We start from the raw sequence: 25,177 nt of genomic DNA, 5'->3' as shown, positions 1-25,177 counted from the left end.
CTGCAAAAGGTAAAGCTGTAAAGAAACCAGACCAACTATTGGGTAAATATCATTAAAGGAGTTGGTAAGGGAAAAAGGAACATGTCTGTTGCTTCCTTAGCCGGGTACTTGTTAAGACATGGTATAGCTGATCCTATAGTATACGAAAAGAACGTAAAAAATAAGATCTTAAAAGTGTTAGTTATTCTGGTCAGTTCTCTAAATACTAATTACCAATATACTATAAAATGTAGAGAAAGAAATGATCCCTCTATTTATTCAGAGGGATCTCTTTTTGACTACATTTTGATCATGAAGCATATGTAACAGTATATTATCTTATTTTAATTTTTAACAATAAGGGATTAAAAATTTCTTATTCAACAAACGGACCATTTAATGGAATAAGGAAATGATAAAATAGGAGAATTGACTGTTTAAGCTCTAAAAAACGGTCTACTTGTGGCTTTGTAAAAAAGTTGATCATTTAAAACAAAGTTTGTTTAAAAAGCCTGTTTTTCAGGATTCTTCTCTTTAACTATAGGGCAGGTTGTTACTAAGAAGTGCTATAATATTATTAATATGGTTCAAGGGATGATAGATATTAAGGGGGGGGTTATTGTGGATTTATTTAGTATTCAAGTTAATGAGGATAAACTGCATCCTAATTTTTTAAATGTATCTAATGATCCAGATTTAGTAAAAGTGCTAAGTTCCTGGGCAATGGGTTTTCAGGATAGAGATCACAAGTTTGTAAAGGAGTTTCAGACCACATTTAATACTTCTTTCTGGGAGCTTTATCTACATGCTTGCTTCAGTAATTTAGGTTTCAAAATAGACTATTCTTATTCTTCACCTGATTTTGTTATTAAAACTAGAAAGCAAAAGTTAGAGATGGTTATCGAAGCTGTAAGTACTAGACATGCTGAAGATGGTACGCCTGAATACGAAAGAATAAATGCGATAGATAATTTGTATAAAAAAGGAAAAATCGATACTGAATACCATAAAGAAATTGTCCATTTAGCAACAGAACGTTTAGCTAGCAGCATAAGCAACAAGGCTAATAAATATTATAAAACCTATTCTAAACTTGATCATGTTAAAGGAAAGCCATTTATCCTTGCAGTAGGCTCATTTGAACAGCCGTTCTTTTACCTGCAAGGCATAGGCGCAATACAAAGAGTACTATATGGCCTGGTAAATGCTGAGTGGAGAGGGAATGTTCCATATTTTGAATACTCCGATAATATATTAAAAAGAAAGAATGGTAAAAAGATTCCAATAGGCTTATTTAATGATCAGAAATATAGTTATATCAGTGGGATATTATTTAGTTCTGTAGCTTCGATAGGAAAAGTGAGAGCACTTTCTCTAAATAAAAAAAAGAATGTGTTCTTTAATACTTATACTTATAACGATTATGATACAAAAGGGCAAATAAAGACTACTCCTCATAAAAAGTACAAAGAATCTTTGTTAGACGGGCTATCGCTATATCTGAACCCATATGCAGATAACCCCATAGATCCAACAGAATTTGACAGCAATGATATAGCTATAGTACATAGTAATGAATTAGCTAAATTAAAGCACGGTTTCGTTTATTCAAGAACTGTTTATGATATATCGGAGAGATAAATTCGAGGAATAGGATTGTCCATGATGGGGCAGATATCACTCTTGAGGCCATTAAGGAAACATCGAAAGTGATTTCCCTTTTAGAAAAAACATCAAAAGTGTTAATCGGTAAAATAATTGATGACAAATATGATAGGTCTGAATTTGAATACTTTGATTTTTAATTTTTAGCCGTTCAAATTTTGTAAGTATTTATCAAAGAATAGTTATTTCTCATGTATAAGTTGCAAATATTGCGTCAATTTTAAATAAATTCCTGAATTTATTAAATTTATTTTAGAAATCGGGAGTCTGTTTTAAAGAAAAATTCTTTTACTATGATCGATCTTTTTTCAAAATGCGGGTTTCTTCTATTTATCTAAATAAACGTTTGAAACACTTTTTTTATCAAACTTTATTCTAAACCAACACTACGGTTATTATTTTTCATTGAGGGGGATTTAAAAGATGGAATTTAACTTTCTTGAACTACAAGAAAAAAGAAATTTAATATCCCTAGAAATACCAAGTAAAAAAGATTATTTTTTTGATTTGTTTCAGCTTGAAAATAGCTTTGTAAGTAGGGTTGATGTTATTCAAATAGCTAATACCTTTTTTATGGAATCGGTGCAATTAATTACAAATGCTGTATCATTATTTGAGAAAGGATATTTTGATAGTGCTTATTACTCTTTAAGACAATCACTTGAAACTGCACTTACAATGGTCTATTTATCGGATCTTGAAGGAGATAAAAGAGAAAAGGAACTCCTGAAATGGAAGGAAAAGAGTAGATTTCCGATGTATAAGGCTATGATTGAATTATTAGAAAAGCAAATGGCAATATTTTCGGATGTAAAAGAAACAATGACCGATTATTTTGATGAAATGGAACGAACTAAGAAACACCTTAATAAATATGTTCATAAGCAAGGATTTAATACTTTTTATGTTTCTAGAAATCATTTTTTTAATAAAGAAAGAAATAAAACTCTTATCATTGAAGAGTTTGAGTTTTTCATAGAACGATGTATCAGTGCAATAACAGTATTCAGACTGTGTATTGATCCTTTGCCTGTACTATTAATGGATGAAGAGATCTATTCACGAACAGAAGTATTTATGTCAGATGCTTTTTCAAGTGAATTTATTGAAAAATACATTGGTATCAATAACCTAGAAAATTATAAACGAACAAATATTTATAAAGATACTTATGATTATTTTATAAAATTAGAAAAAAGACTACCTGCTGTTTTAGACGTTACGAAAAATAGATATATTGATAAAAGAAAAACAGATGAAATTATATCACAGACTCATTTACTAAGAAATATAGAAATACAAGCAGTTGTTATAGCAATGATGTCGGAAAAGGTCACAAGAATTATGCTTTCTGACTTCACTATAGAGTCTTTTTTTACAAATACGAAGTCAGTTAGAGAAGGTTTGGGGTTATCTTCGGAGAAATACTTGGAGTTACAAAATCGGGATATGACTGTATTAAACTTTCCTATAGATAATGCGTTTATAAGTACAATAAATGTAGGAGGGGATAATTTCTTCATAGAGCATAATCAAGAGTTTGATTTTGAAGAATTTGAGGAATTTAAAACCAAGGCGAGAAATAGATTTAATGAGATTGTAACCCAGTAAAATAAGAGACGTGGTTATGAAACGTGATGGCTTTATATGCTATCCAATTGCACGAACTGGATCAAATGAAAGGAAAGTGGAAAAGATATGTTTCCATTATGTGATTTGTATGGACTATTCATATGTAAGAGAAGCAGCCATTAATTTTTATAATGAGATTAATGGTGAATACTTAAATTTCGATGAAAAATATCATTTCTTTTATGACGAAACCAATAACATAAGAAAGTATAGTATTAAAAATGGAAAACTAAGTTACGATAAATCTGCAGACTTCGTACTTGGTGGAATAGTATTAAGTTCAAGTTTGATAGATATTAATAATAATTTTCGCTTATTTAAGGAACAAGTTGATATTGAAAACGGCACTGAATTGAAGTTAACAAGACTATCTACTGGAAAAAGGGATTTTCTTGGGTATTTATCTTCTACAAAAGTTACTGCATTTTTTGACTTTTTATTAAAAGAAAATATTTATGTGCATTACGCAGTCTTAGATAATTTCTTTTTTTCTTTAGTAGATATAATCGATTCTAGTGTTTTTATAACTGTATTAAATGTTGATCCCAATTTTTTAAAAACCTTATTATATGTTTATGCTTATAAAGATACGAGTGGATTTTTATCTATATTATGGAAATATGGTTATCCTAATATATATAATAAAAATGTTGAGTCATTTTGTTTAGATTTAATTAAATGGTTAGATACTGTAGAAGGAGTACCAGAATTCTATTCAAATTACATTGATTATTTAAAGAAATTCCTGTTCCTTACTAAAGACACAAGGGAGTTAGTTTTTCTTCAGGGCAATCCTGAAAGAATATTAATTGAAAATTACGTTGAATTGTACACTCGACCAATATATATGTTTAAAAACTCTTTCCATACTTTTGATTCAGAAAAAAATATCGAAAAAATAATAAAGATTGACCCTATTGTCTTATACGGGGATAGATTGAGTAATTTTGAGTTTATTAATAAGTCTGAAGATAATATATTTATACAATTATCAGATGTATTCGTTGGATTATTGGGTAAAATGCTTATTTTCTTAAATGAGTTAGACATTGATGATATACTCGAAGTAAAGGGTAAGTTAAATAAGGTTCAGAGTTTTAATTTAGAACTATTATCAGAATTACTATTAAGTTCCTTTCAAAAGAATCCGGTATTTAAAAACTTCCCAACAAATTTAGATATTTATTACAAAACCAACCTATTAATAGGCTATAAAAGTTAACTTTTTTAGAGGAAATATATAAATATATTAATGTTTAATTTAACAATCGGGCGATTTATTGGAATAAGTATGAGTTATTTTTGACCACTAACTGTATATAAGTTAAACATGCTACAAATTAGTGGAAATATGGGCGGTATGATGTAATTAAACTGTGAAAACCCTTGATATACCAAGGGTTTGACCGTTGATGATTTCATCTGAACTGCTCATTGCATTCTATCAGAAAGGCCTTATCAGTTTACTCAGCTGATAAGGCCTTTTTTGTTTATAAATAGAGAAGGTGTGAGAGCGTTTTTCTAAGATGGACCTCACACTTTCCTTACTACAATGTGATTTCACTATTTCCTTGAAGCACCATTGCCAGTTCTTCCACCTCTCCCCGCATCCCAATCGCAGGCTCCCACGAATCAATCAAACGAATCACACTTTGAATAGCTTCAATCGCTTTCGTTTTCTCTCCTTTACTGTACAACAACTGTGCCATCCCATAATAATAATAGATCAACTCAACCTGATTGGCGTTATGTTTGTCATAGAGCATCTGCTCAAAAGCTCCTTCCGCTTTCTCAAATTGACCACACTTCACGTAAGCGACACCCAGATTGAAATAGGCTTCTATCGTTTTTTCGCCGCCGTACGTGGAGCTGATTTCATTTGCCGCTTCGTATAATTGAATGGCTTCTTCATGATGACCTCTCGCAAAGCTTAAGTCACCGCGAACCAATAGAACTCTGTGCTGAATGGTAGGGGAAATCGGTTGATTTTCGATTTCGTTTAAAATGGTCTCTGCTTTTTCATGTTGCCCGTCTTTTAAAAAAAGCCTTGCTTTGAGTGCGTGTCCCCAAACCTTTAGATCATAGGCATCGTGAGCGTCTGATTGTTCCAGAATCCTCAGCCCGGCTTCAATTTGCTGTAAGGCCCTGTCTAAATCATTGACTTCCATCAGAGCCCAGCCTGCTGTGTCGATTCGGAAGTACGCTTCTCGTGTGTGTTGGCCTAAGTGATGGGCGGCGTCGGCCGCTTTGCGTCCGTATTCGATTCGCAGGGGCAGGTTGATTCTGCTTAGAAAGTGGCTAATGCGGGTGATGAGTTCGATTAGGATTTCTTTTTGATCGGTTTCGCTTGCCCATTTGATGACCTTTAAGATGTTTGGCCATTCTCTTTTCATCTGATCTAAGTTCCGTCCCAGCAGGTAGCTCCAATAGATAGAGTTGGGCTGTTCCCGCTTTAAATGGGTTTCGGCATAATCAACATAATAGTGCGCCCAGCGATTGCGGGCTTCTTTTTCATATTCGTGCTGTTCGGACAAGTGCTGTTCTCCGTAAGCGACAACGGTTTGGTGCGCTAAGTATTGTGTCCTGCCTTGGCTTCGTTCCGGCTGAATCAGCGCATAAGACCGCATTTGTTCCATAGCGTAATGAAAACGGCGGGCGTCTAATCCGGCTGCTGCCGCCAGGCTTTTCTCATCTGGCGGCTTGCTGAAAAAGCAAAGCGTCTGCCATAGCTTTCGCGTATCTTCATTGCATCTGTCCCAGGTGCGGCCAAAGAGGAATTCAAACAATTCCAGCAGTGAGTAGCCTGCTTTTCCAAGCTCATGAATCAGCTGCTGAGCGGGGATGTCATCGTCTGACATATAGGCAATGCTGAGTGCCATGGCTTTCGGGTTTCCGGCAGTCGCTGAAATGAATTCGTTTTTCAGGTCAGATGATAGATGTAACAGCTGCTCCAGCTTTTCCCGTTTATTTTGAATGTTGCATGTTTGTAAGCATCGGTGCACTTCTTGCTGAAAAAAATCCAAGGCATCTGTTTGGTCAAGGCCGCTCAGCTGAATAGCTGTCATTTCTCCGAAGCTTTCCCGATAGGTTTGCTTTACGTTTTCCCGCGCTGTGAGGAGAACTTTCACGCCTTGCGGAAGGCTGGTGATAAATTCATGAATGTCACGTTCTGCAGTATCAATGCTGTCAACGATCAGCAGGATCGGTTTTTCTCTAGTGTAATTAGCTAACGCATTGCGGACGACGAACCGTTTTTCATTGATTGATTTATCGATTTGTTCTGTGCGCCCGAGCTGATAGGCGATCGTATTTAAAAAATCGCTAAAGCTCAATCCTTTCCAATCAGCGCTGACCCAGATGATGCTGTTGAATGCGGGCCAATCTGAAGTATCGCCGACACAGGAATAGGCGGCTTCAAGAGCGACTGTGGTTTTTCCCATGCCAGCCCAGCCGGTGATTAAACAGACTGGTGACGGAGAAAGCATCCATTGCCGTATTGCTTCCATATCAAAGCTGCGCCCGATAAAGCGTCCGGACCAGCGTGAGGGTAAATTATGAGTGATAGGCTGTTCTGTAAGCGCATTCGTTTCTTGGCTTGGTTTATCATGAAACAGCCGTTTTACTACATTTTCAATTTCGTCTTCACTCGGAGCCCCGAATAATCCGTCTTTTCGCAGTATTTTCGCTTTTTTCAAACAGGATGCTGCCCATACAGGCAATGCGGGTTTGATGACTGGGATAGTGGTGGCTTCCAGCAAGTCGGTCAACCACTCGATATCCAAGTCGGTCTTTTCGAGAATGATCCAGATCATTCCGAACAGTTTTCCGTCGTCGATTCTTCCGGGAATGTAGTTTGCCCCCATCTGTCCGATCCAGCTTTTGATCGTGTTTGAGGAGACTCCCAGCTGGAGTGCGATTTTATCTATGTAAGACTGTCCTGTTTTTTCATTCTTTTTCCTTCTGACTTTATAATCAGGATGAAGTTTTAGCGTTTTGACGCCAGGTGCCAGCAGTTGTGCAAATTGTTTTCGGTTTTCAAGTTCAGCCATAAGCCTGCACCTCCTATTAGTACTATTTTATCAATCCAGCGTTTTTTGTATATGAAAAAATAAAAGTACAGTGCCGCTGTCCTTTTATACAGCAGGAAAGGCTGTTGAACGTGTTGAAAAGCAGATAAAATGGGGGCAGTAACAGAGAAAACAAAAATGTATGCACTTACATTTTATTTTCTAAAGAAAGGAACTTGCCAAATGACTCACACAGTACCTCAAAACATGAAAGCGGCTGTTATGCACAACACAAGAGAGATCAAAATTGAAACATTGCCTGTGCCTGATATCAATCATGATGAAGTGTTGATTAAGGTGATGGCTGTCGGAATTTGCGGATCTGATCTGCATTACTATACAAATGGCCGAATAGGCAACTATGTTGTGGAAAAACCATTTATCCTTGGGCATGAATGTGCGGGTGAAATTGCCGCTGTCGGATCATCTGTCGATCAATTCAAGGTGGGAGACCGCGTCGCTGTAGAACCGGGTGTTACGTGCGGACGCTGTGAAGCGTGCAAAGAAGGGCGCTATAATCTTTGCCCGGATGTACAGTTTTTGGCTACACCGCCGGTAGACGGCGCGTTTGTCCAATATATTAAAATGCGTCAGGACTTTGTTTTTTTAATCCCAGACTCACTTTCTTATGAAGATGCTGCTTTGATCGAGCCGTTTTCTGTCGGCATCCATGCGGCGGCCAGAACGAAGCTACAGCCCGGATCAACGATTGCGATTATGGGGATGGGCCCTGTTGGGTTAATGGCTGTTGCCGCAGCTAAAGCATTTGGGGCAGGCACAATCATTGTCACCGACTTAGAGCCGCTGCGGTTAGAAGCTGCGAAAAAAATGGGAGCGACTCACATTATTAATATACGTGAACAGGATACACTTGAAGAGATTAAAACGATCACGAATGATAGAGGCGTTGATGTTGCTTGGGAAACAGCAGGGAATCCAGCGGCATTGCAATCCGCACTGGCTTCTGTGCGCCGGGGCGGAAAATTGGCGATTGTCGGTTTGCCTTCACAGAACGAGATTCCGCTCAACGTGCCGTTTATTGCGGATAATGAGATTGATATTTACGGGATCTTCCGTTATGCCAATACGTATCCAAAGGGAATCGAATTTCTTGCTTCAGGCATTGTGGACACGAAGCATCTAGTAACGGACCAATATTCGCTGGAGCAGACGCAAGATGCGATGGAGCGGGCGCTTCAATTTAAGAATGAATGTTTAAAAGTGATGGTGTATCCAAATCGCTGAGTGAACAGGGAGGATCTTCGTATTCTCCCTCTTGTTTACTGGAAATGAAAACGGATTCTTGGGGTGGGAAATGATGATTGAAACAGAAAAAGTAACGGCAATGAAAGTGAAGCATCAGTCAAAATCCAGTACCGGACTGTCCTGGTTTGAACGAATCGGTTATGGATTCGGCGATATGTCGTATAATATTATCTTTCAGTTTGTAAACGCATACTTATTATTCTATTATACAGACGTCGGCGGCATTCAGCCTGCGGTGATCGCAACTTTGTTTCTTGTTGTGCGTGTGCTGGATGCTATTTTTGACCCGATCATGGGATTGATTTTAGATAAAACGAATACAAGGTGGGGAAAAGCAAGGCCATATTTGCTGTGGGTGGCATTTCCTTTTGCGCTATTCACGTTCTTATGCTTCACGACGCCTCATTTCGGAGAGACGGGGAATATGGTATATGCGTACATCACCTATATTTTGCTTGGGATGTCCTTTAGTATGCAAACGATCCCGGTGAACAGCTTAACGGGGCGGATGACGAATTCTGTGGAGGAACGAACGGTTCTGACAACAACCCGGATGATTTTGGTGTATATCGGCATTCTTTTATCCATTTCCTGTGCGACACCGCTTGCAACTGCTATCGGAGGAGAGGATCAGGCGTTTGGATTTCAGATGACGGCGCTCATCTATGCGGCTGTCAGCATCGTTTTGAATCTATTTAGTTTCTTTACTGTACGGGAGCGAATTCAGCCTAAAAAGAGAAAAAAACAAGGGATCAAAAAGACGTTATCCGTTTTATTCCGAAATAAACCCTTGCTTATGTTAATTTCATCATTTTTGGCTTTTGCGATCGGGTTTAATATTAAGCTCAGCACGATGGTGTATTATTTTACGTATAACGTCAACCATAAAGAGTTCGTGTTTATGGGCACCGTTTTATTTTTCGGGGCAGCGCTGATCAGTAATTTGTTTATTCCTTTCTTTTCTGAGAAGTGGGGCAGAAAACAAGTCATGATCATCACGGCAGCTCTATCGCTTATTTCTTATGCCGGCCTGCATTTTACGCCGTATTCTTCAATTCCACTCATTTTCATTTGGCTTTTCGCTTCGGGATTTTTCACAACGCCTTTAAATACGCTTGCTTGGGGAATGGTTGCGGATTGTGTCGATTATGCGGAATGGAAAACCGGAATTCGCGCGGATGGTGTGGTGATTTCGAGCATGAGCTTTATCAATAAGCTGGGTGTGGCGTTGGCCGGGTCATTTTCGGCCATCTATTTAGGAATCGCCGGGTATGTGGCGAATACAGACCAGACAGTTGCGTCATTGAATGCGATTAAAAATATGAATGCTTTGATTCCGGGATTTTTCATTTTGCTATCTATTATTCTTATCGCCTTCTATCCTTTAACGGAAAAAAGATATAAACACATCATCTCTGAGCTGGAGCAAAGGTCTGCGAGATAAATATATGTAAAATTTTTAATATTCAATGTTGTATTTATGGCAGAAAGTAATATACTGAGACTGTAATCTAGACTTTATAAATGAGTGTGATAATATGCGTAGTCATTCTGTAGTTTGTATTGGGGAATTGTTGATTGATTTCTTTTGTACCGATGTTGACGTTGATTTAATGGAAGGGCGCCAATTCCTGAAAAGTGCCGGGGGTGCACCGGCGAATGTGTCAGCAGCGATTGCCAAGCTGGGCGGAGACGCCGCTTTCAGCGGAAAAGTAGGAAAGGATCCGTTTGGGTATTTTCTCAAGCAAACATTGGACGCTGTACATGTCGATACCTCTATGCTGGTGATGGATGAGAAAGCGCCTACAACGCTTGCTTTTGTTTCATTAAAACAAAATGGAGAGCGTGACTTTGTTTTTAATAGAGGCGCGGACGCTTTGTTTACGCTGGAGGATATTGACCAGGAAAAACTAAACGAAGCGAAAATTCTTCATTTCGGCTCTGCGACGGCACTGTTATCGGATCCGTTTTGCTCAGCCTATTTACGGCTGATGTCGATTGCGAAAGACAATGGACAGTTTATTTCGTTTGACCCTAACTACCGTGAAGATTTATGGAGGGGAAGAGTCTCAGAGTTTGTAAGTGTTGCGAAAAAAGCGATCGCTGTAAGTGATTTTGTGAAAGTCAGTGACGAGGAGCTTGAGATTATAAGCGGTGTGAAGGATCATGAAAAGGGAGTTGCGATCCTTCATGAGATCGGAGCCAACATTGTCGCTGTGACACTTGGGAAAAGCGGAACGCTTCTTTCCAATGGAAAAGACCGTGAAATCATTCCAAGCATTCCTGTGACATCAATTGACTCAACAGGGGCGGGAGATGCTTTTGTCGGTGCGGCTTTATATCAATTGGCAAATACGGATCAGATTCAATCTGTAGATGCTGATTTTGTGAAACTGCGTGAGATTGTGGCGTTTGCCAATAAGGTCGGAGCTCTTGTGTGCACTAAAATTGGAGCGATTGATGCACTGCCGAGCTTGGATGAGATCGAAGTTTCTTTGTAAATCATTGAAGATGTTTCTTGAAAGTCTTTGGACTTTTGGAGGCATCTTTTTTTATTGCTTACATTTTTGTTCGGGTAAAAAGTTGTGTATTTTTTGTTTGAAATGTCATTTTTTATTAAAAAAGTGAAACTTTTAACGATAATAAATAGTATATGTAACAAGGGTTACCGAATTAGCTTTAGGAGGAACGATATAATGAGTATAATTGGAAGATTTAAAGATATTATGTCTGCGAATATCAATGCTTTATTGGACAAGGCTGAAAATCCGGAGAAAATGGTAGATCAATATTTAAGAAATATGAATAGCGATTTGGCTAAGGTTAAGGCAGAAACAGCAGCTGTTATGGCCGAGGAGCAGAGAGCAAAAAGAGAATATCACGAATGCCAGGCGGATATGGAAAAGATGGAAAGCTATGCAATGAAGGCGCTGCAAGCCGGGAATGAGAGCGATGCGAGAAAATTTCTTGAAAGAAAAACATCTTTGGAGTCAAAGCTTTCTGAGCTGCAGGCGGCGAATCAAATTGCTGCAACCAATGCCGCACAGATGAGAAAGATGCATGACAAATTGGTATCTGACATTGGAGAGCTGGAAGCACGTAAAAATATGATCAAGGCGAAGTGGGCAGTAGCGAAAACGCAAGAAAGAATGAACAAACTGGGCGCTTCTGTTTCAAGTACAAGCCAATCAATGTCTGCATTCGGCCGAATCGAGGATAAAGTAAATAAGGCACTTGATCAGGCCAATGCAATGGCTGAACTGAACAGCGCTCCGCAGGATGATATGGCTGATCTGACTGCAAAGTATGACACTGGCGGTTCAAGCCAGATTGATGATGAACTTGCGGCGTTAAAAGCGAAAATGATGCTCGATAAGTAATACATAGGAGGCCGCAGCTCTCGGCTGCGGCGTCATTTTATCATAAGATGTGAGAGGGAACGGTAATGATAATATCTTATAAGTGTCCGAACTGCGGCAGTGATATGGCATTTGACAGTGAAACCGGCTCGTTATCCTGCAGCAGCTGCGGAAGACAGGACAATATTGAAAGCCTTCCGAAAGAAAACATTGCGGCACGGTTTTCTGATGATGAAGCAAAAGAATATCAATGTGAAAACTGCGGTGCCGTTTTGATCACGGGAGCTGAAACGACAGCAACGACGTGCAGCTTCTGCGGAGGTGCTGCAATACTTGCCGATCGTTTATCAGGACATTTGGCGCCGGCGAAGGTCATTCCATTTACAATCAGCAAGCAAGAAGCGGAGCAGGCATTTCGAAAGTGGTGCAAAAAAGGCCTTCTGACACCAAGAGGTTTCATGTCTGCCGATCGCATTAAAAGCATCACCGGCATGTATATTCCGTTTTGGATGTTTGATTTAAATAGTGAAGTACAGGTGAGAGCAAACTGTACCAGGGTCCACCGGTATGAAGAAGGGGATTATATTTGCACGGAAACAGAGCACTTTGAAGCGTTTCGTGATATCAATCTCGATTATTTGAAAATCCCTGTCGATGCCTCTGAAAAAATGAAAGACGAATTAATGGACAAATTGGAGCCTTATTCATACGAAGAGCTGAAGGACTTTCAAACGGCATATTTGGCCGGTTATATTGCGGAAAAGTACAATTATACCGATGAGGAGCTTTTTCCGAGGGCAAAAGAGAAAATCAGCAGTTATATAGATTCATACATCCATTCTACTTTTTCCGGATATACGTCAGTCAATGTGAGGGAAAAACATATTCACACGAAAAACGTGAACAGCTTTTACGTTTTGCTTCCTGTTTGGATGGTCAGTTACGATTATGAAAGAGCGGAGCATATCTTTGCGATGAACGGGCAAACAGGAAAGGTTGTTGGAAAGCCGCCGATCAGTCGAGGAAAAGTGGCGGCATGGTTTAGCGGAATAGCAGGCGGGACATTTCTTGCGTTGAAGCTCGTCTCATTGATGATGGGAGGCGGATTTTGATGCGTGGATTTTTTGGAAAAGCGATCTTTGTTGTGCTGGCTGTTTTCATCATGATGCCTTTACTGGGTATCGAAGCGGCAAGAGCCTCTGAATCGCAGCAGCATGTGTACGATCGCGCTCATCTATTGTCAAAAGCGGAGATCGGAAAACTTGAATCTCTCTCGGCAGAGCTGGGTGCAAAGAGAGACACTGATTTCATCATTATTACGACCAAAAGCACAAACGGTGAAGATATTGCAGACTATACCGGCGATTTTTATGATCGTTACGGAAAAGGCAGTACAGCCATTCTGACCATTGATATGACAAACAGAGAAGTGTTTATCGCAGGCTTCAAAAAAGCCGAACAGTATTTGGACAACAGCAGGCTCAATAGCATCAGAAATACGATTTCATCTGATTTATCCAATGAAAATTATTTTAAAGCTTTTGAGACATATATTCAGCTTTCCTATAAAGATATGGGCATAAAACCGGGAGTAAACCCCGACAACATATTCTTTACATGGTGGTTTCAGCTGATTGCTGCCATCGCAGTCGGGGGAATTGCGGTTTCAATCATGCTTTATCATGCAGGCGGCAAAGTAACGGTTAATGGAAATACATATATGGATCAGCGTACGTCTGATGTGATTGATCAATACGACACTTATATTAGAACGACTGTAACAAGAGAAAGAAAACCATCAGATAAAGACAGCGGCAGCGATGGCGGTGTTACGAAAGGCGGCACGTCATACAGTGGAAGCCGGGGCAGTTTTTAAATGTAAGAAATAGAGAAAGGGAGAGGCGTAATGTCGTTTTTCAGAAATCAATTAGCGAATGTAGTAGAGTGGGAAGAATTTAGAGATGATATGATTTTTTATAAATGGAACAATCGTGAAATCAAAAAAGGGAGCCGTTTAATCATTCGTCCCGGACAGGATGCTGTCTTTTTGAACAATGGGCGGGTTGAAGGAGTCTTTCAAGATGATGGCGATTATGATATTGAATCAGAAATTATTCCATTCCTTTCAACGTTAAAGGGCTTTAAGTTTGGCTTTAACAGCGGCATGCGAGCTGAGGTGCTGTTTGTCAATACGAAGGAATTTACCGTAAGATGGGGAACAAAACAGGCGATAAATATTCCGGCAGCGGGAATGCCAGGCGGGATGCCCATTCGCGCAAACGGCACATTTAATTTCAAGGTGCAGGACTATATCAGCCTGATTGATAAAATCGCTGGCGTGAAAGATCAATATTTTGTAGAGGATATTAAAACCCGTATCATTTCTATTCTGGATCAGCTTCTCATGAAGTGGATCACAAGAGAAGGGAAAGATATGTTTAATCTTCAAGCAAACGCTTTTGATATTGCCAAGGGAATTCAAGAGGACTTAGATATGCAATTAATAAGCGACGGGATGACGGTCACTGGTTTTCAAATCATGAGCTTTAATTATCCTCAAGAGGTTCAAGATATGATTACAAAGAACGCTTCCTACGGTATGGTTGGGGATGTGAACAGATACCAGCAAATATCAATGACGGATGGAATGGCATCCGGAAAGATGAGCGGAGGCGGAGCGGCTTCGGATATGGCTGGAATGATGATGGGGATGAATATGGCCAATCAGATGATGAACCAAATGAATCAAAATCAGCAGGCACAGTCATCAGGCCCACAGTCAACTGGCAGCGGAAGCAAACCGAATTTCTGTCCAAACTGCGGAACAAAAACGGGCGAAGCCAATTTTTGTCCGAATTGCGGCCAGAAGCTTGTATAAGAATCATACAGTGAAAAGTCCGGAGTGATCAGCGCTCGGGACTTTTTTATTTAGGAGAATAAGCGTTACCTATTGCTTGCTCCTGAACAGGCCATTTTCGAGCACCCGCTTGGATAATTCCCAGCAGCAATTGACGACGTTCCTTTATTGAATTGACGGCAATTTGAAATGTTTGCTTTGATAAAGCCGGTATGCCTGATTGTTGAAGCTTTGAGATGTCTGGTTCCGGTGGCGCTTGTTCTGCAGGATGGATATAGGCAGTATGAACGGTATCCAGATAGTTTTTGATACTTGAGCGCGCTTCTTTGATATGAAGCTGATTCGGCTGATATTGTTCAGGAATTCCGTATTTGAAAATGGTTAGAGCCTCATCCAATACAGCAACAGCTATAATGGATGATTCCTGATGCTGCGTGCTGTGGTAAAAATGAAGGATGGGGAAGGCGTTATGCTGAGCGGTCAGCTTTCCCAGTTCTGATGAGGCAGCGACAAGAAGAAAATCAATGTCGTGAAAATCTTTGCCATTCCATGCATTATGGACGATTTCTGTTCCGTCATGCCCTAGACTTAATACACTTTGGGCAAAGGAGCGTTTTTGATTAACCGCACTCAAGACGGAAATCAAATACGTGACAGAAAACGTGATGGTAAGCAGTCCTTGAGCTGTTTCAATAATCGTGACAAGCTTCCATAGGCCTCCGTTCGGAGCGAGGTCGCCATTTCCTAATGTAAACATGACATAGCCGGAAAAATAAATTCGGTCTGACCAGGAAGCCGGTTCTTTTGATTGAGTTTCCATAAGTGAGTGAGGGTCACTCGAGTAAATCAAAACCCACCCGCCCCAAAATAGACTGATCCATATCACTAACGTCAGGCATAACAGCAGAGGACCAGCCATACTTAGAACCTTTGCGTGGTCACCGCTGATTCTGCGGCAGCCCTTCCACAGCCAGGCAGACAGGCATCTTGTGATCGGGCCTGCACCGCTCTCTAACCATAACGTGGTCCATAAAAAATCAATCATCCCCGCTGTCAATAATAAAAGGCCTGCAATGATATAACCCTCATTCATTTTGGTTGCCTCCCTTAAGTCAGCCTTCTTTTATTTTCTTCTCTATTTCCTTTTATCCTGAGTCTGAAACAATTGAACGAATGTTTGATTTTACAGAGAAAAATAGGTGAAGTTACCCAACACTTACTCATTTAACGGTATGAACAGAAAATCACAGGATTTTTAACTTGATTCACACATTTTCATGAAGAAAAACGTTCATTTTCCCCTTGAATTGGTGATTTTCCTTTTATAGAGTAAAAAATTTTCAGAAATTTATATTGACTGAAAGCGTTTTTGTAATTATGATAATATCAGATATAACAAAAATATAACTATCATATCACTACAATTGAACTATCAAGTGACTATTAAATGCCAAATGAACAAGGTTATGCACAAAGAAATGACCATTGCTCTTTTAGCGAGAAATGAAATCGCTTCCATTGGGACTGACATGCTAAGAAGAAGGGAAGGTTATGAGGTTATTGGATAAAAACATGAACAACTATTTTCTGAAGCCTGCTTACGAAATGTGAGGAAGGCAGCAGCCCTGGAATGAGTTTTTGACATACGCATTTTGAAAAAGACTGGGGGAAACAGTATGAATAAACAAGGCAATCAAATGTCATTTTTACGTACAATTATTTTAGTCTCCACTTTTGGCGGGCTTCTTTTTGGCTATGATACCGGTGTGCTCAATGGAGCTTTGCCGTATATGGGAGAGCCGAATCAGCTTAATCTCAATGCCTTCACAGAGGGCCTTGTCACCAGTTCACTTCTTTTTGGAGCGGCCCTGGGTGCTGTGTTTGGCGGCAGGATGTCTGATTTTAACGGCCGCCGCAAAAATATTTTGTTCCTCGCTGTTATATTTTTTATTTCAACGATTGGGTGTACGTTTGCACCAAATGTTACGGTCATGATTATTTCCCGTTTTGTGCTCGGTATTGCGGTTGGGGGTGCATCCGTAACGGTGCCTGCCTATTTAGCAGAGATGTCTCCTATGGAAAGCAGGGGACGGATGGTGACGCAGAACGAATTGATGATTGTATCAGGACAGCTTTTGGCCTTTGTTTTTAATGCGATCCTTGGAACAACAATGGGAGACAACTCCCATGTGTGGAGGTTTATGCTGGTCATTGCGTCACTTCCAGCCTTGTTCCTGTTTTTCGGCATGATCAGAATGCCCGAGAGTCCCCGCTGGCTTGTTTCTAAAGGAAGGAAAGAAGATGCTTTGCGTGTATTGAAAAAAATCAGGGATGAAAAACGGGCAGCAGCTGAGCTGCAAGAAATTGAATTCGCTTTCAAAAAAGAAGATCAGCTTGAAAAAGCAACGTTTAAAGATCTTTCAGTCCCATGGGTGCGGCGTATTGTGTTTATTGGATTAGGGATTGCGATTGTACAGCAAATTACAGGTGTGAATTCGATTATGTATTATGGGACTGAAATTCTAAGAAATTCCGGTTTCCAAACGGAAGCCGCTTTAATCGGAAATATTGCGAATGGTGTGATTTCGGTATTGGCAACATTCGTCGGAATCTGGCTGCTGGGAAGAGTGGGGCGCCGGCCGATGCTGATGACAGGCTTGATCGGTACGACAACAGCGTTATTGCTAATCGGGATATTCTCACTTGTACTTGAAGGATCACCGGCACTTCCATATGTAGTCCTGTCATTAACGGTCACATTTCTTGCTTTTCAGCAGGGCGCCATTTCACCAGTGACTTGGCTGATGCTATCTGAAATTTTCCCGCTTCGCCTTCGCGGACTGGGAATGGGTGTTACGGTATTCTGTCTGTGGATGGTGAATTTTGCAGTCAGTTTCACGTTTCCAATATTGCTGGCAGCCATCGGGCTGTCCACAACGTTCTTTATCTTCGTTGGATTAGGAATTTGCTCTGTCTTGTTTGTGAAGAGGTTTTTGCCGGAAACGAAAGGGCTTTCGCTTGAGCAACTGGAGGAAAACTTCCGCGCTTATGATCACAGCGGGGCAAAGAAGGATTCTGGGGCTGAAGTGATTGGATAATTTAAAAAAGAATCCGCACCCGAGTGCGGATTCTTTTTGGTTTCAAATTAGTTAGGTCTGACAAGGATTTTGACTTGGCTTTTCTCTTTAATAAGAGCCCCGAAGCCTTCCTCGATCAAATCATCTAGTACGATTTTTTTCGTTACGAGTTTGTCGGCTGAGAAATAGCCTTCTTTCATTAATGACAATACAGCCGGGAAGATGTCGCGGTATCCGATAATTCCTTTTACTGTACGTTCTTTGATTACGATATCGTTCGGATGGATTTCAGCACCTTTTTCCCAAATGCTGACGATGACGGTTTCACCGGCAATTGTAGTGGACTGGATGGCTTGTCGTAACACCACTGGGACACCAGTGACTTCGAATGCTACGTCAACACCGCCTCCTGTACGTTCTGCAATCTCAGCGACTACATCGTCTGTTTTAGACGGATCAACGATGATCGCGCCAAGCTCCTCAGCTTTTTGCTGGCGTTCAGGAGAAAGCTCAACAGCGTAAATATCAGTTGCACCGGCAGCCTTTAGCGCTTCAATGACAAGAAGTCCGATCGGGCCGCAGCCGAATACAGCCGCTTTGTCGCCTGCTTTGAGTTTGCTTGAGCGGACAGCGTATAGAGCAACTGCAGAAGGTTCAACGAGCGCGCCTTGTTCATATGATAATTCATCAGGAAGTTTGAACAAAAGCTCTTCATCTACAGAGACGTATTCAGAGAAACCACCGCCTCCGCCGGCTAAGCCGAGGAATCCCATTTGTTCATCAAGGTTGTAGGCGCCTTGGTGGCCGTGTGTAGCAAAAATCGGCTCGACTACGACGCGGTCTCCAACTTTATAATTTTCAACGCCTTCTCCGACTTCGACAACTTCACCGGAGAATTCATGCCCCATTGTGACAGGTGCCGTTTCATTTGTTAATGGATGCGGTTTGTCAACCGGAATAAAGATCGGGCCGCCCAGATATTCGTGTAAATCACTTCCGCAGATGCCGCACCATTTGACTTTGATCTTTACTTTTCCCGGCTCCGTTTTTGGCTCTTCGATATGTTCAATACGGATATCCTTTTGGTTATGCCATCTTGCTGCCTTCATGGATTACCACTCCTATAGCTTTTGATGTGAGTAATTCCGCACCGGTCAATATGAACTGTTCACAAAATCGCCATTTTTAAAACCAAAAAAGAAATGAAATTTTTATATAATATAATCTACGTTTTTTTGAAAAAAGAAACTTTGAAGAAAAAAGGGTCTCGCACACTCTTTTTTCTTTATATGAGAGTATCAATCGTTTACATAGCTATGAATTTGGTTTGAACAATACGGTAATGGTTCGTTCATATTGAATGCGACAACTACTCTATCAATAATTATAACGCTAATACTGCTATTATAATAGGATAATCTTCCATGGTTTAATTTAACAGAGGTAACTTTTTTGACTTTGTAACATTACTGTAAGGATATTGAAATAAAAAATAGCTGGTTGATCGTGTATAATCTTCCTAGATGTTAACAAACAGGGGGACGAAATGTTGAAGAAAGTCATTTTAGCCGCTTTTATCTTAGTAGGAAGTACTTTGGGAGCTTTTAGTTTTTCATCAGATGCCAGTGCGAAACATGTGAACGGAAATATTACTTGGTATAATGGAGTCGGGAAAAAAGGCTCTTCAGGTAAGAAACTTGGACATTGGGATTGTGCGACCAAAATCGGATTTGATGTTCCTAGAAACGGGACAAAAATCAGAGCTTATGCAAAAGCGAAGCCTAAAAAAGTGATTACGGTTTATAAAAATGATGTTGGCAGAATGCCTAATGCAGTGCTGGATGTTAGCCCTAAAGCGTTTAAAGCGCTTGGATATCCATTAAGCAAAGGTAAAGTAGCGGGGCATTACAGCTATTAATGTACATATATAATCTGGAAAGCAAGAAGTCACATTCTTGCTTTTTCTATTGGTGGAGATAAAAGATGAAAAAAAGAATCATATTATTGTTAGCAGTGATAATAGCGGCAGCTGCCGCGGGAGTTGCGTTTTATGTTACAAAGGATAAAGGCCATGAGAAGGCTGCTGATGTTTCAGTCAATACCGAAAGCGGTGATGAGCTGCTGGTTTCAATTACAGATACGGATCTGCTGACAAGATATTATGAAAATGACAAGGTGATCCATGAGGAGAAGCTGACCAGCTATCCGGCATTTGCCTTGGATCAAAAACAGCAGGTGCTCTATTATACGGGCAATAATGAACAGAATGAAATGAGGCTTTTTAAACTGGATCTAAAGTCTAATAAAAAGACGGTGCTTTATAAAGGCGCGGAGAGTGCGGACAGTTTGTTTTTATCAAAGGACCGTTCAACCATCTATTTCCGCTTAGGAAAAGCGGACGAAAGCAATTTTCGGATCGCCGCTTTTGATCTGAAAACGAAAAAGTACAAAAATCTTTATCCTGCCGCTAATGATCAGGATAACACCGTTAGCAGCTTCTTTTATAACCAAAAAAACGATTCATTTGCATTGCTTCATTATTCTGTAGAAGAAGACTACAAGAAAACAGATGAAGCAAACGAAAAGGGCATCGACCCTGAACCGACAACGATTCATTTTGCGGAAGGCCGTCAACATAAATTTAATGAGCTGAAAAGCCTGAACCAATTTATCAGCGATATTGCTGTTTCTGATGATGATAAACGTATTTTATTCACATCATATACGCAAAAAGGAACGGAGCAAACCGCTTCTATTCAAATGCTCAATGCGGATACGAAAAAATATGAAAGCATCATCTCAAATCAGAAATCATTTAAGCTGTTAATTGACGCACAGCCTCAGTTTTCTAAGGATGGGAAGAACATTTATTTTCTTGCCGAAGCCAAGGGGGCTAAAAAGCTGAAGGACGAAACAGGGCGTGAAGCTAAGGTGCGGACGATTTATTCCTATAGCCTTGAAAATAAGACCTTCAAAAAAGTATGGGAAAATCCGAACGGCATCATCAACAGCTTTTCTGTGATTAACTAATAAAGACCACTCGGCATGAGCTGAGTGGCTTTTTTAATGGATGAGGTGCAGGGCTAATGATCCGAGCCATTTAAAGATATGAATCATAGGGACCGACAAAAACAGAAGTTCAACATAGAAGTTCATTGCAACATTCAGCTTTTTGAACGCAGCTCTTTTTTTCAAGTCTTTTTGCTGCTGGTTTGAGATCACGTTATCCCTCCTCTTATATCCATATTATACCATTAAAACAGACAAAAAAGCCCTAAACGTTTACAGTTTTGGGCTTCTTTCTTCGTATTTGGCCTCTTGCAATAAGAGGCTTTTATTCTGAAATATAGAATTTTGTCTCCGTTCGGGGTTTGTTTGCTTGCAGGAGACTGCATTTGTTATAGGGAAGAACTAGCTTGTTTTCGTTTGGCTGTTGTTTTGGAGATTCACTAATGAACGGATGCCGTCGACCATTTTACTTCCGCACAAAGGGCACAATGGCGTATCACTGCTGGCGAAGTTTTTTCGGGTCCAGCCATTACAGTCTTCTTTTGTGCATTCCCAAGTACTCACATCTTCTTTTGGCAGCGGTTCTTGATTTCGTTTGTTATAGTAAGACATAAAGTCACTTCTTCCCTCATGTATTTTACTGCACATTTCCTATTGTCTCATACTTTTCCCTAATCTCCTAATTCCTTTTTCTTTATGACTTTCCAATAACCCCATCTAAAAAGGAGAGGAGTGTGCTGTTAAAAGCATCTGGCTCTTCTAAAAACGGGCAATGGCTGCTTTTAGAAAAGGTAACGAGTGTCGCGTTTGGAATATTGCTGCGCAAGTGTTCTCCAGCTGCTGTAGAGAAAAATTTCTTGTCTTCCCCGAAGCACAGCAATGTCGGCACATTGATGTTTTGGAGGGTGCCCCGGTAATCAGCGGCCGTTTGGTTAAATAAAATTGTGCTAGAAATGGCAGCCGGCTGTTTGAGGATTTCTGCCAGCATCCATTCTGTTTCGGTCTCGGCAGGCGGTTCTGCGAACATATTCTGGATGAAGCTTTCGTAGAAAGGCAGCGGGTCAGTTTGAATGGCGTGCATCGCTGTTTTTAAGCCGTCAAAATCAAATGGACCGTGTTCCCAGCCCTCCCATTGATAGTCGGAAGCGGATTGATCGATGATCACAGCGGCTTGAATGTTATCATTCCCAAATTGATTGAGATAATCCCATACGACAAAAGCGCCCATTGACCAGCCGGCAAGAATGACATGGTCAAGCTCCATTGCATTTAGAAATTCCCTTATGTCACGGGCATATTGGGAAATGGTGTGGCCGTGAAGCACTTTGTCAGATTCGCCGTGTCCTCTAAGATCAAGACGAATACATTGATAATTGGCAGAAAGCGCCGAAAATTGTTTGTGGAAAAATTGTCCGCTCATCAGCACCCCATGTATAAACAGGATCGGCGTCCCGCTCCCGTGTGTCTCATAGTAAAGGCGTGTCTGATCTTCTAATATGATGTATGGCATGTTTCTCCTCCTTTAGTTTCCATCATGAGTATGGGTGGCTGCTGTTGAGCTGATGGTGGCAGCTGTCGCGGCTGCCTGCTGCGCTTGAATGACTGTTTCGATAGCGGTGTATAGTCCTGATTCCATCAGCAGATTTTTCTCCATATGCTCACTGAGATAGAGGCTGACAGCAATTTTAAAATTCATTTCCTTTTGCCATTTAAAAGCTTTTTCCTGGTTTAATTCGTCAGTGATGCACAAAACCGTTTTGATATCTGGCTCTTCCAGAAATGTGAGGAGAGCAAGGTCTGGATAATGATAATCCTTTGGTTTTTTGACAGATTCAGTGATCGATTGATATATCTGTTTGCAAGCGGAAACAAGCATTTCGGGCTCTTTTTCACTTTGCAAGGCCAGAATATGGCTGACCTGATGTAAGTATTGTCCTTTTTTAAAGCCGTTGGATGCCAGCAGCTGATAGCATGTTTCCGCCTTCTGTAGCGCCTGCAAACCTTCTCCGTTTTCTCCAAGCAGTACGGCAAGCGGAACATTCTGAGTTGAAGTGAGGAAATAATGATTTTTCTTCATCTGCTGATAAACAGCTAGCCCCATGTTCATCTGTTCTTTTTGGTTTGTCGTTTCAGATTTGCCGGTGAGCAAGATCAGAGCGGAAAGGTATGTGAACATATCCCGCTTATATCCTAGCTTCACCATTTCATTGTATACATCGATGAAAGTATGAAATGTTTGTTTTGCCTTATGCTGAAAATGAATGTCCAGAATAGATGCAACAGTAAAGCGGTGGTGTGAATTGAGTGTTGAGAAGCTGCCGATGTTTGATTTGATATAGCTGCTCAAATCATAAAAGCGCTGAAAATCAAACTCTCTTTTATTCACAATATATGCAGAAGAAATGAGCATTAATATCTGATCGTGTGAAACTTTCCATTTTAATTTTGATTTTAATTCAGCATAAATGGAAATGTATTGCTTTATTTTTTCATGTAGGTTGTGTGTCAGCATAAAAAGCAGCTCCTTTTTGCTGTTTTTACGTAATACGATAAATAGGACCAAAGGTTTCATAAAGAAAAACTTGCCTGCTAGAGGCAAGTTTGTCGGATTATTTATGGGGATCTGTTATATCCATCGGTCTCATCATGTCATAGTCTTCATGCTCTAGAATATGGCAATGCCATACGTATCGTCCGCTGTACGGACCGAATGTCGCCGCGATTCTCAGGACTTCACCTGCATGCGCTTGAATGGTGTCTTTCCAGCCCTTTTCACTTGGCGGCGGCGGGACAGCCGGACCGGTATAGGACAATTCCCCGCTTTCTTGATAACGGGCGATATCAAACGGCCGCCGGTCTAATACACGGAAGGAGACTAGATGCAGGTGAATCGGATGTGTTCCGCGTGTTGGGTTGATAATGGACCATATTTCAGTTGTGCCGACTTTTGGTGCTTCTGTGACGGGATCGTGCCAGCGTTTGTTATTAAGCAGAAGGACGGGTCTGCCGTATTCGTCCTGGGTGCCTGCCAGTTTTAACGTTCTGATGTTTTGTATTCTTTCATGCTGTACCGAAGGGTATGAGGCGAGGTACTTCGGCTTTCTGCTTTCGTCTTTTTGTGCCAATGGTTTTGTGACTCTGAATTGCATGATATTCGCATCTGTTTCAGGATTGACGTCACCGCCGCAGCCCGCGCTGTTTGCCAAAATGATCGATTCTCCTTCATATGCTGTGAAGTCAATGATGATATCATAACGTTCAGCAGGCGCAAGGCTGAAAGAATTCAGTTTAACAGATCGCGGCAGGAGCCCTCCATCTGAACCAACCTGAATAAACTCTCCGCCATTATCGAGTGACAGATTATAGGTTCTTGTATTGGAGGCGTTGATGACACGGAATCGGTATTTCCTTGGCTCGACTTCCAAGTATGGCCATACCTTCCCGTTGACGAGTATGGTTTCTCCGCAAAAAGCCGGAACGATTGAAGGATTAGGCAGTGACGGAGAAGGGTTTTCCGGTGCGCTCGGATAAAACAAAGAACCATCCTCATTGATCGTGCGGTCTGTGATAAGAAGCGGCACATCGTATTCGTCTGAAGGCAGTTTTAAGCGTTTTTCCTTTGGGTCATGAATGATATAAGCACCGACAAGTCCGGCATAGACATTTAGCCTGGTGAGCGCCATGGCGTGATCGTGATACCACAATATAGCCCCGCGCTGCTGGTTTGGATAATGATAAACCTCTCTTTTGAAATAAGGTCCTGTTTGTTCAAAGTCTTTGGAAAACCAAGCCTCCGGATACCCGTCACTATCATCTGGCGTGACGCCGCCGTGTAAATGAACAACAGTCTTTACCTCGGGCTCTTCATGCTGGCTGTCACTGTGATGAATGGTGTGATCAATCGGAAGGAAATGCGTGGAAGGAAGGTTATTCATCCATTTTACATATACGTTTTCATTTCTTTTAACCTCAATGGTCGGCCCCGGAAATAAGCCGTTGTAGCCCCACAGGCGGGTTGGAGGGAGATCGCGATGGAGCTGATGGGTGCATTCCTCCATGGTGACTTCGTAGTATGTTTTTTCTTTTGATTGCTGTACTGGCTTTAGTGTATCTGGGATTGGGAGAGCATCCACAAATTTTTCAAGTGTCATTTTCATCTTTCCTTATCTAAATTTTCCAAATTGGTACTATAGTTAATGACAATAAGGACGTGATGGTTACAAAAAATCTTCGTGCTGCAGACCGCCCGAAGAAGAAAATAACAAA

At 40.7% G+C, this 25,177-nt stretch carries 21 protein-coding genes; 13 read left to right on the top strand and 8 right to left on the bottom strand.

The features are described 5' to 3' along the window. Positions 1-600 precede the first annotated feature (600 nt). The 3 genes from NYE22_RS18940 (at position 601) to NYE22_RS18930 (ending at position 4,498) form a co-directional block, all read left to right on the top strand. The gene (locus NYE22_RS18940; RefSeq protein ID WP_017697430.1) at positions 601-1,620 is read left to right on the top strand and encodes a hypothetical protein; all 1,020 of its coding nucleotides are present in this window, start codon (positions 601-603) and stop codon (positions 1,618-1,620) included. A gap of 447 nt (positions 1,621-2,067) precedes the next feature. Beyond that, complete coding sequence (locus NYE22_RS18935; RefSeq protein WP_277709292.1) at positions 2,068-3,255, top strand: hypothetical protein; 1,188 nt, start codon at positions 2,068-2,070, stop codon at positions 3,253-3,255. 16 nt (positions 3,256-3,271) lie between these two features. After that, positions 3,272-4,498 carry a DUF3800 domain-containing protein gene (locus NYE22_RS18930; protein WP_277709293.1) on the top strand — a complete coding sequence of 409 codons (1,227 nt, stop codon included), beginning with the start codon at positions 3,272-3,274 and terminating at the stop codon, positions 4,496-4,498. A 325-nt stretch (positions 4,499-4,823) separates the two neighbouring features. On the opposite strand, the gene gutR is transcribed toward NYE22_RS18930, so the two are convergent. Further along, entirely contained in the window at positions 4,824-7,325 is a 2,502-nt protein-coding gene (gutR, locus tag NYE22_RS18925; RefSeq protein WP_342412055.1) for a glucitol operon transcriptional regulator GutR, read from the bottom strand. 201 nt (positions 7,326-7,526) lie between these two features. Between gutR and gutB the strand changes: the two genes are divergently transcribed. The 7 genes from gutB to NYE22_RS18890 all read left to right on the top strand — a co-directional run bounded on the left by gutB (position 7,527) and on the right by NYE22_RS18890 (position 14,846). Further along, the gene (gene gutB, locus NYE22_RS18920) at positions 7,527-8,588 is read left to right on the top strand and encodes a sorbitol dehydrogenase (protein ID WP_038827707.1); all 1,062 of its coding nucleotides are present in this window, start codon (positions 7,527-7,529) and stop codon (positions 8,586-8,588) included. 73 nt (positions 8,589-8,661) lie between these two features. After that, positions 8,662-10,053: an MFS transporter gene (locus NYE22_RS18915; RefSeq protein WP_038827703.1), complete on the top strand. Its 1,392-nt coding sequence runs from the start codon at positions 8,662-8,664 to the stop codon at positions 10,051-10,053. A gap of 94 nt (positions 10,054-10,147) precedes the next feature. Then, entirely contained in the window at positions 10,148-11,110 is a 963-nt protein-coding gene (locus tag NYE22_RS18910; RefSeq protein ID WP_032726742.1) for a carbohydrate kinase, read from the top strand. 195 nt (positions 11,111-11,305) lie between these two features. Then, positions 11,306-11,989 carry a PspA/IM30 family protein gene (locus NYE22_RS18905; protein ID WP_342412054.1) on the top strand — a complete coding sequence of 228 codons (684 nt, stop codon included), beginning with the start codon at positions 11,306-11,308 and terminating at the stop codon, positions 11,987-11,989. Between the two features lie 65 nt (positions 11,990-12,054). Continuing rightward, complete coding sequence (locus tag NYE22_RS18900; RefSeq protein ID WP_153257297.1) at positions 12,055-13,080, top strand: TFIIB-type zinc ribbon-containing protein; 1,026 nt, start codon at positions 12,055-12,057, stop codon at positions 13,078-13,080. Then, entirely contained in the window at positions 13,080-13,844 is a 765-nt protein-coding gene (locus NYE22_RS18895; RefSeq protein WP_015252670.1) for a YgcG family protein, read from the top strand. Before NYE22_RS18900 ends, NYE22_RS18895 begins: the two co-directional genes overlap by 1 nt. A gap of 30 nt (positions 13,845-13,874) precedes the next feature. Beyond that, positions 13,875-14,846 (top strand): SPFH domain-containing protein, encoded by a 972-nt coding sequence (locus tag NYE22_RS18890; RefSeq protein ID WP_003234032.1) that lies wholly within the window; start codon positions 13,875-13,877, stop codon positions 14,844-14,846. 46 nt (positions 14,847-14,892) lie between these two features. On the opposite strand, the gene NYE22_RS18885 is transcribed toward NYE22_RS18890, so the two are convergent. Continuing rightward, the gene (locus tag NYE22_RS18885; RefSeq protein ID WP_072173429.1) at positions 14,893-15,918 is read right to left on the bottom strand and encodes a potassium channel family protein; all 1,026 of its coding nucleotides are present in this window, start codon (positions 15,916-15,918) and stop codon (positions 14,893-14,895) included. A 583-nt stretch (positions 15,919-16,501) separates the two neighbouring features. Between NYE22_RS18885 and iolT the strand changes: the two genes are divergently transcribed. Then, positions 16,502-17,923 (top strand): myo-inositol transporter IolT, encoded by a 1,422-nt coding sequence (gene iolT / locus NYE22_RS18880; RefSeq protein WP_282627526.1) that lies wholly within the window; start codon positions 16,502-16,504, stop codon positions 17,921-17,923. A 47-nt stretch (positions 17,924-17,970) separates the two neighbouring features. On the opposite strand, the gene bdhA is transcribed toward iolT, so the two are convergent. Then, positions 17,971-19,011, bottom strand: coding sequence for a (R,R)-butanediol dehydrogenase (gene bdhA, locus NYE22_RS18875; RefSeq protein WP_003234015.1), 1,041 nt, complete (start codon positions 19,009-19,011; stop codon positions 17,971-17,973). A gap of 437 nt (positions 19,012-19,448) precedes the next feature. On the opposite strand from bdhA, the gene walM reads away from it, so the two are divergent. Continuing rightward, entirely contained in the window at positions 19,449-19,820 is a 372-nt protein-coding gene (gene walM / locus NYE22_RS18870) for a cell wall metabolism protein WalM (protein WP_003234013.1), read from the top strand. 65 nt (positions 19,821-19,885) lie between these two features. Next, complete coding sequence (locus NYE22_RS18865) at positions 19,886-20,932, top strand: PD40 domain-containing protein (protein WP_064671847.1); 1,047 nt, start codon at positions 19,886-19,888, stop codon at positions 20,930-20,932. Positions 20,933-20,965: 33 nt separating this feature from the next. Here NYE22_RS18865 and NYE22_RS18860 read toward each other — a convergent pair whose 3' ends face one another. The 5 genes from NYE22_RS18860 to cotA form a co-directional block, all read right to left on the bottom strand. After that, positions 20,966-21,124 (bottom strand): hypothetical protein, encoded by a 159-nt coding sequence (locus NYE22_RS18860; RefSeq protein ID WP_342412053.1) that lies wholly within the window; start codon positions 21,122-21,124, stop codon positions 20,966-20,968. 189 nt (positions 21,125-21,313) lie between these two features. Continuing rightward, on the bottom strand, positions 21,314-21,523 hold the full coding sequence (locus NYE22_RS18855) for a cold-shock protein (RefSeq protein WP_003234008.1): 210 nt from the start codon (positions 21,521-21,523) through the stop codon (positions 21,314-21,316). Between the two features lie 82 nt (positions 21,524-21,605). After that, positions 21,606-22,421 (bottom strand): alpha/beta hydrolase, encoded by an 816-nt coding sequence (locus NYE22_RS18850; RefSeq protein WP_070548646.1) that lies wholly within the window; start codon positions 22,419-22,421, stop codon positions 21,606-21,608. A 12-nt stretch (positions 22,422-22,433) separates the two neighbouring features. Continuing rightward, positions 22,434-23,423 carry a DUF4003 domain-containing protein gene (locus tag NYE22_RS18845; RefSeq protein WP_342412052.1) on the bottom strand — a complete coding sequence of 330 codons (990 nt, stop codon included), beginning with the start codon at positions 23,421-23,423 and terminating at the stop codon, positions 22,434-22,436. A gap of 97 nt (positions 23,424-23,520) precedes the next feature. After that, positions 23,521-25,062 (bottom strand): outer spore coat copper-dependent laccase CotA, encoded by a 1,542-nt coding sequence (gene cotA / locus NYE22_RS18840; RefSeq protein ID WP_029317398.1) that lies wholly within the window; start codon positions 25,060-25,062, stop codon positions 23,521-23,523. Between the last annotated feature and the right edge of the window lie 115 nt (positions 25,063-25,177).

The sequence above is a fragment of the Bacillus sp. FSL K6-1560 genome (genome assembly GCF_038592935.1).
Taxonomy (GTDB): domain Bacteria; phylum Bacillota; class Bacilli; order Bacillales; family Bacillaceae; genus Bacillus; species Bacillus subtilis.
This window is presented reverse-complemented; position numbering and strand designations above follow the sequence as displayed.